The organism is Mycobacterium sp. TH-M15, from assembly GCF_057473705.1.
The window spans coordinates 1-5,247 of sequence record NZ_JBYCLB010000288.1 but is presented as its reverse complement, the minus strand read 5'-3'; the positions used below and the strand labels follow the sequence as shown (position 1 = coordinate 5,247).

8 protein-coding genes are annotated in these 5,247 nt (G+C 70.3%); 2 read left to right on the top strand and 6 right to left on the bottom strand.

The window, feature by feature from the left end; translation table 11 throughout:
- Both AC2VNT_RS06760 and AC2VNT_RS06755 read right to left on the bottom strand, forming a co-directional pair.
- On the bottom strand, positions 1–490 hold a 490-nt coding region (locus AC2VNT_RS06760; protein WP_486946119.1), incomplete at its 3' end, for an enoyl-CoA hydratase-related protein.
- Positions 487–1,113, bottom strand: a complete 627-nt coding sequence (locus AC2VNT_RS06755) for a TetR family transcriptional regulator (protein WP_486946118.1) — start codon at positions 1,111–1,113, stop codon at positions 487–489. The genes AC2VNT_RS06760 and AC2VNT_RS06755, both read right to left, overlap by 4 nt.
- Positions 1,114–1,204: 91 nt before the next feature.
- On the opposite strand from AC2VNT_RS06755, the gene trpS reads away from it, so the two are divergent.
- Entirely contained in the window at positions 1,205–2,221 is a 1,017-nt protein-coding gene (gene trpS / locus AC2VNT_RS06750; protein WP_486946117.1) for a tryptophan--tRNA ligase, read from the top strand.
- Positions 2,218–3,114, top strand: coding sequence for an inner membrane protein YhjD (yhjD, locus tag AC2VNT_RS06745; protein ID WP_486946116.1), 897 nt, complete (start codon positions 2,218–2,220; stop codon positions 3,112–3,114). Before trpS ends, yhjD begins: the two co-directional genes overlap by 4 nt.
- Positions 3,115–3,116: 2 nt before the next feature.
- Here yhjD and AC2VNT_RS06740 read toward each other — a convergent pair whose 3' ends face one another.
- The 4 genes from AC2VNT_RS06740 to AC2VNT_RS06725 form a co-directional block, all read right to left on the bottom strand.
- Positions 3,117–3,986 (bottom strand): SDR family oxidoreductase, encoded by an 870-nt coding sequence (locus tag AC2VNT_RS06740; RefSeq protein WP_486946115.1) that lies wholly within the window; start codon positions 3,984–3,986, stop codon positions 3,117–3,119.
- A gap of 10 nt (positions 3,987–3,996) precedes the next feature.
- Positions 3,997–4,320: a GNAT family N-acetyltransferase gene (locus AC2VNT_RS06735; RefSeq protein WP_486946114.1), complete on the bottom strand. Its 324-nt coding sequence runs from the start codon at positions 4,318–4,320 to the stop codon at positions 3,997–3,999.
- Positions 4,321–4,410: 90 nt separating this feature from the next.
- Positions 4,411–4,962: an RES family NAD+ phosphorylase gene (locus tag AC2VNT_RS06730; RefSeq protein ID WP_486946113.1), complete on the bottom strand. Its 552-nt coding sequence runs from the start codon at positions 4,960–4,962 to the stop codon at positions 4,411–4,413.
- On the bottom strand, positions 4,959–5,247 hold a 289-nt coding region (locus AC2VNT_RS06725; RefSeq protein ID WP_486946112.1), incomplete at its 5' end, for a hypothetical protein. The genes AC2VNT_RS06730 and AC2VNT_RS06725, both read right to left, overlap by 4 nt.

The following is a 5,247-nucleotide window of genomic DNA, read 5'->3' as shown; positions in this document are numbered from 1 at the left end:
CCCCGCCGAACCGGCGGCCGGTGGTCATCGACGCCACCGCGGTCGGCGGCGCCAGCTTGGCCTGGATCAGCGCGGCCATCCCGGGGGTGAACGGGATGCGGATGTCCACCTCGGGGAAGCAGAAGAAGCCCCGGTCGGCGCGCATCACCCGGAAGTCGTGGGCGATTGCCAGCATCGCGCCGGCGCCGAAGGCGTGCCCGACCACCGCCGCTGCGGTCGGCACCGGCAGGGTCAGCACCCGGGCGAGCAGGGCGTGCACCCGGTCGACGTACCAGGCGAACCGGTCGTTGTGCGCGCCCAGCCAGTCCAAGTCCAGCCCGTTGGAGTAGAACTTCCCCCCGGCGGTGGTGACCAGGCCCTGGGCGTTCGCCGCCAGCGCGTCGTCGAGTGCGGCGTCGACGTCGTCGAGGAACTCCGGGGAGAACCGGTTTTCGCCGGCGCCGAGTTCCAGGACGGCGATGTTGTCGTCGTAGGTCAGGTTGACGGTCATGTCGGGGTTGGTCCTTTCTCGCACGGTCCCACGGCCAGCACCGCACGCACCGCGGCGTGCAGCTGATCGCGGGAGGTCTTGCTGCCCAGCCGGTCCCGGCTGAGCACGATCGCGGTGGGCAGATCGACGATGCAGGTGGTGATGGTATCCACCGCGCGGGCGTCCTTGCGGCCCCAGAGCGAAAGGGCCAGCCGGATCATCAGGTCGACCAGTTCGGTGTGGACGTTCCGCAGCTGGTCGGCGAGCGCGGCCGGCAGCTGGTCGCCGAGCAGCTGGTCGCCACGGATCGCCAGCAACAGCTTCGACGCATCCGGGTGACGTTCGGCGAAGGCCACCGGGGCATCGGCGGCGGCGACGACGGCCTCGACGGCGCCGCGGGCCTGACCCGACAGCGCCTCGGCCACCAGTCGCCGCTGCAGCGCCAGGAAGAGCCGCGCGGCACGCAGCCAGGCGCCGGCCACCAACCCGGCGCGCGACCCGAAGCTGTGGTAGACGGCGCCGTTGGAGACACCGGCCGCCGTCTCGACCGCCCGGATCGTCACGGCGGCCGGACCGGACCGGGCCGCCAGCTCCTCGACGGCGTCCAGCACCCGATCGGGGTCGTGGATGCGTGGGCGGGGCACGGACGACACAGTAACCGAGCAATCGCTCTATTATGTAGGCGGGTCAGGCAGCGGCGGCGCCGGGACACCGGCGTGACAGGATCGACAGACCATGAGTACCCGTGCATCACGTTCCGTCGTCTTCTCCGGCGTGCAGCCCACCTCCGACTCGCTGCACCTGGGCAACGCGCTGGGCGCGGTCACCCACTGGGTCGACCTGCAGGACGACCACGACGCGTTCTTCTGCGTGGTCGACCTGCATGCGATCACCGTTGCCCAGGACCCGGCGACGCTGCGGCGGCGCACCCTGGTCACCGCCGCGCAGTACCTGGCGCTGGGCATCGACCCGGAGCGGTCCACCATCTTCGTGCAGAGCCACGTGCCGGCCCACGCCGAGCTCGCCTGGGTGCTCGGCTGTTTCACCGGTTTCGGTCAGGCGTCGCGGATGACCCAGTTCAAGGACAAGTCGGCCAAGCAGGGCGCGGACTCGACCACCGTGGGCCTGTTCACCTACCCGGTGCTGCAGGCCGCCGACGTGCTGCTCTACGACACCGAACTGGTTCCGGTCGGCGAGGACCAACGCCAGCACCTGGAGCTGGCCCGCGACGTCGCGCAGCGGTTCAACGCCCGCTTCCCGGACGCGCTGGTCGTCCCGGACCTGCTGATCCCGAAGGCCACCGCCAAGATCTACGACCTGGCCGACCCCACCGCCAAGATGAGCAAGTCGGCGGCGACCGACGCCGGGCTGATCAACCTGCTCGACGACCCGGCGGCCACCGTCAAGAAGATCCGCTCCGCGGTCACCGACAGCGAGCGCGAGATCCGCTACGATCCGGACACCAAGCCGGGGGTGTCCAACCTGCTGACCATCCAGGCGGCGGTCACCGGCACCACCGTCGACACGCTGGTGGAGGCCTACGCCGGACGCGGCTACGGCGACCTGAAGGGCGACACCGCGGCGGCGGTCGTCGAGTTCGTCACCCCGATCAAGGCCCGGGTCGACGAACTGCTGGCCGACCCGGCCGAACTGGAGGCGGTGCTGGCCGCCGGCGCACAGCGGGCCCGGGAGGTGGCCGGTAAGACCATCCAGCGGGTCTACGACCGGGTGGGATTCCTGCCGCCGAGATGAGTCCAGCCGTGATCGATCAGGCCGGGCCGGGCGTCGTCGACCGGCTGCGGGCGCGGTACGGCTGGTTCGATCACGTGCTGCGGGCCAACCGGCGCTACGACGACTGCCAGGGCAACTTCTTCGCCGCCGCGATGAGCTACTACACCATCTTCGCGCTCTTCCCGCTGCTGATGGTCGGGTTCTCGGTCGGCGGTTTCCTGCTGTCCCGCCGGCCGGAGCTGCTCGACGAGATCGAGCGCCGGATCAAGCACGCGATCCCCGGCCAGTTCGGCACCGAGCTGATCACGTTGATCGACACCGCCATCGGGTCGCGCGCCTCGGTCGGCGTCATCGGCCTGGGTGTCGCCGGGTGGATGGGGCTGAGCTGGATCGCGAGCCTGCGTGAGGCGCTCAGCGAGATGTGGGAGACCCGTTCGGAGAAAGAGGGATTCGTCCGCGTCAAGCTCTCCGACCTGGTGGCGATGGTGTGGGCGTTCATCGCCATGCTGGTCACCATCGGGCTCACCGCCCTGGCCGACCCGAAGCTGATGCGAGCGATCCTGCGCTGGGCCGGTGTTCCCGACTTCACCCTGCTGGGCGGGCTGCTGCGGGTGGCGTCGGTGCTGGCGTCGGTGCTGGTGGCGTGGTTGTTGTTCGCCTGGATGATTGCCCGGCTGCCCCGCGAGCCGGTCGGTCTGGCCAGCGCGATGCGGGCCGGGGCGATCGCCGCGGTCGGCTACGAGCTGTTCAAACAGCTGGGCGCGATCTACCTGCAGTCGGTGGTCACCGGCCCGGCTGGCGCGGCGTTCGGGCCGGTGCTGGGTCTGCTGGTCTTCGCCTACGTCACCGCCCGGCTGGTGCTGTTCGCCACCGCCTGGGCGGCGACCGCCGAGGACGTGGCGCCCGGCGGTTAACGTCAGCCGAGCCCGTCCATCAACGCGTTGGCCCAGGCCGGATTGATCGTGTCGAGGGCCCGGACGGTGAGACCGATCTTCGGGGCGATCCGCACCGGCCGGCGCCGAGCCGCGGTGATGATCCAGCCCGCCGCTTCGTGGGTGCTGAGCATCGGCGTGTCGATGGAGTCCTTGACCGGGGCGATCATCGGGGTGTCCACGTTCGGGTAGTACAGCGTGGTGGAGACCACGCCGCGGCCGGACCACTCGGTCTCGATCACCCGGCTCACCGCGGCCAGCGCCGCCTTGGCGGCGTGGTAGACGCCGAACTGCGAAACCCCTTCGGCCAGAATGCCGAACGACGCCACGTTGATGATCTGCCCGTCGCCCCGTTCCAGCATCCCCGGCGCGAACCCGCGGATCAGCCGCAGCGGCGCAAAGTAGTTCAGCGTCATCAGCCGCTCGGCGTCGTGCCAGCGCTCCAGCGACTCCGCCAGCGGCCGGCGGATGGATTTGCCGGCGTTGTTGACCAGGATGTCGATGCCGCCGACCCGGTCGTCGACCCCGGCGATAAGCCGGTCGATCGCGTCGAGATCCCGCAGGTCACAGGCGATCGCGTGGGCGGTGCCGCCGGCGGCGGTGATCCGGCCGGCCAGCGCGTCCAGCCGGTCTTGGCGGCGGGCCACGCCGACGACGACGGCCCCGGTCCGGCCGAACCGCTCGGCGGCGTTCTCGCCGATGCCGGAGGACGCGCCGGTGACCAGGACCCGCTTGCCGGTCAGGTCGACGGTGCCCGGCGCCGGCCGGTGCAGCGAGAGCTGGGTGGGCAGCGGCGGGCGGATGCCCGACAGCATGAACCTGTCGACCAGTCGCTTGGCCAGGCTCTCGCTCACATCCTGGATTCTAGGTGCGTTCGGTCACCGTCGCCTCCGCCTGCGCCGTCACCGGATCGATGATCGCGGCGTACTCGGGGTGCTTGTCGGCGTAGGCCGCGACGAAGGAGCACATCGGCACGATCCGTTTGCCGGCGGCGCGGGTGTCGGCCAGGGCCGCCGCGATCAGCTTGGTGCCCAACCCGCGACCGCCGAACGCCTTGTCCACGTCGGTGTGGTGGAAGATCCGCTGGACACCGGTGTCGAGGTAGTGGGCCACCCCGGCTCGCACGCCGTCCACGCTGATCTCGTAGCGGTGCTGCTCCGGCACGTCGATGATCGTCGGCTCGCTCATCTGTCCAAGCCTAGATCGGGTCAACACCTGTCCGCGGTCGAGTCGTCAAAGAGGTAGGGCGACCCGGCTGAGGATTCGGGGACTCCGACGTCACGCGAGGCCGAGCCAGCCCGCCGCGGAGGTGACAGCGGAGCTGGACATCGCCAGCCAATCGGCGGCATGCACGCGCAGCCGTGCCAACGCTCGGTCGAAGAGCGTTACCTGCAACCAGCTGGCCTCGAGGGTCGACCACCACCGCATCCCGGCTGCATTCGGGTGGCGGGTGAACTGATCCACCGCGTAACGCTGGGTGATTGTCCGGTTGCCGGTGGCGATCACCGAGGGGCGAAGGGCTTCAGCAGCCAGTACGGCCGGCTCATCGAAATCGATCAGCTCGGCGGCATCGGCGAGTTCGAGTTCGGCCAGCGCCAGGGGCTCACCGGAGCGGACCAGCATGCTGGGGTGCAGGTCGCCGCTGCCCCGAAACGGCGCGAGGGTTTCCGCCACCGCCGCGGCCGGGGACTCCGACAGATAGAGGCAGCCGTAGTGGTCGGGGGCATCGTGTCGGCCCGCTCCCTGGAACCAGCGGGGAATCCAGAGCGGATGCCCGGCGCTGCCGGCCGTGGCCGCCGGAGCCCAGGGAAATACCCGAAACAGTCTCACGCATACCCACCCGCGCGCTCGTTGGCGATCGCGGCGAGCACCTCACCGGTCTGTCCCCGGCGGATCAGATCCACCGGCCGGCGATCGCCCAGGGATGGATTCAGGCCGAGCAGCCACCGCTCAGCCGCCTCCATCGGGTACAGGCGTAGCAGCCCGGACATGACGAGTTCGAGCAGATCAACTCGGGCGGCGTTGGTTTCGTCGATGCCTTCGCCGTTGCGCCACCGGGTCACCTGCGCGCGGTTGACACCCAGCAGTTCGGCGAGCCGCCGCTGGGAACCGAAA

Bases quoted from the DNA above. Each gene is read 5' to 3' on its own strand.
- trpS (WP_486946117.1), top strand. From the start codon at position 1,205: ATGAGTACCCGTGCATCACGTTCCGTCGTCTTCTCCGGCGTGCAGCCC.
- yhjD (WP_486946116.1), top strand. From the start codon at position 2,218: ATGAGTCCAGCCGTGATCGATCAGGCCGGGCCGGGCGTCGTCGACCGG.
- AC2VNT_RS06735 (WP_486946114.1), bottom strand. From the start codon at position 4,320: ATGAGCGAGCCGACGATCATCGACGTGCCGGAGCAGCACCGCTACGAG.